The sequence below is a fragment of the Micromonospora sp. NPDC047753 genome (assembly GCF_040642735.1).
Classification (GTDB): domain Bacteria; phylum Actinomycetota; class Actinomycetes; order Mycobacteriales; family Micromonosporaceae; genus Micromonospora.
In genome coordinates, this window is sequence record NZ_JBEYSL010000745.1 from 1 (window position 1) to 2,319 (window position 2,319).

Annotated in this window: 2 protein-coding genes; both read right to left on the reverse strand. The window is 72.6% G+C overall.

All coding sequences use genetic code 11. The features are described 5' to 3' along the window. On the reverse strand, positions 1-960 hold a 960-nt coding region (locus tag ABZ749_RS34030; RefSeq protein ID WP_357235238.1), incomplete at its 3' end, for an alpha/beta hydrolase. Positions 961-967: 7 nt separating this feature from the next. Beyond that, the gene (locus ABZ749_RS34035) at positions 968-2,179 is read right to left on the reverse strand and encodes a cytochrome P450 (protein WP_357235241.1); all 1,212 of its coding nucleotides are present in this window, start codon (positions 2,177-2,179) and stop codon (positions 968-970) included. Between the last annotated feature and the right edge of the window lie 140 nt (positions 2,180-2,319).

Here is a 2,319-nt window from a genome sequence, read left to right on the forward strand (position 1 = left end):
CTCGCCCGAGCCCGCCGAGGCCGAGCCCGTTGCGGCCGGCAGTCCGAAGCGCTCGCGGAGGAAGGCCGCCGCGCTCTCCTGCGCGAGCCGCCCGTCGGTGAAGGTGCCCGGCATGGCGAAGAACCCATGGATCATGCCGGGGTAGTGCGCCAGCCGGGTGGGCACGCCGGCGTCGCGCAGCCGATCGGCGTACCGCTGCCCCTCGGCGCACAGGGGATCCAGTTCGGCGGTGATCACCAGCGCCGGCGGCAACCCGGAGAGGTCCTCGGCGAGCAGCGGCGAGGCCAGCGGGTCCCTCGCGTGGGCCGGGTCGACCAGGTAGTTCCTCCGGTACCAGACGACCGAACGGCGGTTGAACAGCGCGGGGTCCTCGTCCCCGGCCGGTTCGCCGCTCTGGTCGGTGTTCGGGTAGACCAGCAGTTGCGCGGCGAGCGGCGGCCCGTCCGTTCGGCTGAGCAGGGTGACCGCGGCGGCCAGGTTCCCACCGGCGCTGTCCCCACCGACCGCCAGTCGGGTCGGGTCGGCGCCCAGCTCGTCGGCGTGCCGGGCGATCCACGAGGTGGCGGCGTGGCAGTCGTGCACGGCCGCCGGGAAGGGGTGCTCCGGGGCGAGGCGGTAGCCGACGGTGATCACCTGACAGGGCACGGCGTTGGCCAGCCGCCGGCAGATGCCGTCGGCGGTGTCGATGCTGCCGAGCGTCCACCCGCCGCCGAAGAAGTACAGCAGGGTGGGCAGCGGACCCGAACCGGCCGGTCGGTACACCCGCAGCGGCAGCTCCCCGGCGGGGCCGGGGAGCCGCTCGTCGCGTACCTCGGTCACCGGCTCGACCGCGCCGCTGCCGGCGCGGATCGCGGCCAGGTCCGCGGCGCGCGCCTCGGAGAGGGTCTGTGCGTACAGCGGTGGGGTGCCGGCCGCGGCGCGGGCCGCCCGGTACGCGGCCACCTCCGGGTGTGCTGCCATGTCGCCCCTATCCGCCGGTGCTGACCAGCAGCTTGTCGATGCCACGCAGGAACAGGCTGCCGCTGAACGTCGGTGTCTCGGTGACCGTCAGCGCGGGGAACCTGGCGAACAGCCGGGGCAGCGCGAGGCGACCCTCCAACCGCGACACCGCCGCGCCGAGGCAGAAGTGCAGACCCACCCCGAAGGCCAGCGACGGCGGGCCGGGACGGGTCGGGTCGAAGGTGTCCGGGGCCGGGAAACGGGCCGGATCGCGGTTGGCCGCCCCGATCATGATCAGCACGTTGTCGTTGGCGGCGACCGGCACGCCGTGCAGCACGGCGTCGGCCGGCGCGGCGCGGGCCAGGAAATGCACAGGGCTCGCCAACCGCAGCACCTCGTCGACGCAGCCCTGCGCCAGCGTGGCGTCGGTGGGCAGCGCCGCGACCGTCCGCGGGTGGGCCAAAAGTAGCGGCAGCCCGTTGCTGAACATGTAGACGGTGGTGACGAAGCTGGCGTTGAACAGCACGATCAGGTTGCTGACCAACTCCTCCTCGGTCAGCTCCACCTCCCCGGAGTCGAGCGCCTCGACCAATGCGCTGAGCAGGTCGTCCCCGGGCAGCCGGCGGCGGTGCCCGATCAACTCCCGGTAGAAGGCCCGCAACTCCTCAGCGGCGGTGTTGGCCGCGGCCAGCCGCTGCGGGGTCTTCCCCGCCACGTCCAGGAATTCGTCGATCCACTCCACCCGCTCGCGGTACCACGGCAGATCGGCGGCCGGGATGCCGATGAACTCGGCCATCACCAGGGCCGGAATCGGGTACGCGAAGTCGGCCACGAAGTCGACCACGCCATCCCCGGCGTCCGCCATCCGGTCCAGCAGCTCGTCGACCACGCGCAGGATCACCGGTTCCAGCGCGCCGAGCCGACGCGGCGTGAAGGTGCGGGAGAAGACGTGCCGCATCCGGGTGTGATCGGGCGGGTTGACGAACATCATCGAGGTCTGGAAGGTCCGCAGGATCTCGTGCTCCTCCCAGCCCGGCGGCGGCTGTTTCGTCCACTCCGGATCGCGCAGCAACCCGTCGACGAGGTCGTAGCCGACCGCGACCGCGGCCACCGTACGGTGCTCGGCGCGCGCCGGCACCGCGCTGATCGGGCCGAGCCGGTGCAGTTCCGCGTACCACGGGTACGGGTCCTGTCTGCCCTGCTCGCTGTACAGGCCGGTGAGTAACTCCCCTACCTCCATGATCAAACTCCTCCCCAGGATGTCGGTGACCGGGGGCGGCGGGGAAGCACCCGTCGGCCTGCTCTCCAGCTCGACGGCGGACGAACAGGCGCAGGCCGACATCGAACTGCTCGGGTCCGTCCCGCGCACGACCGTCGCCG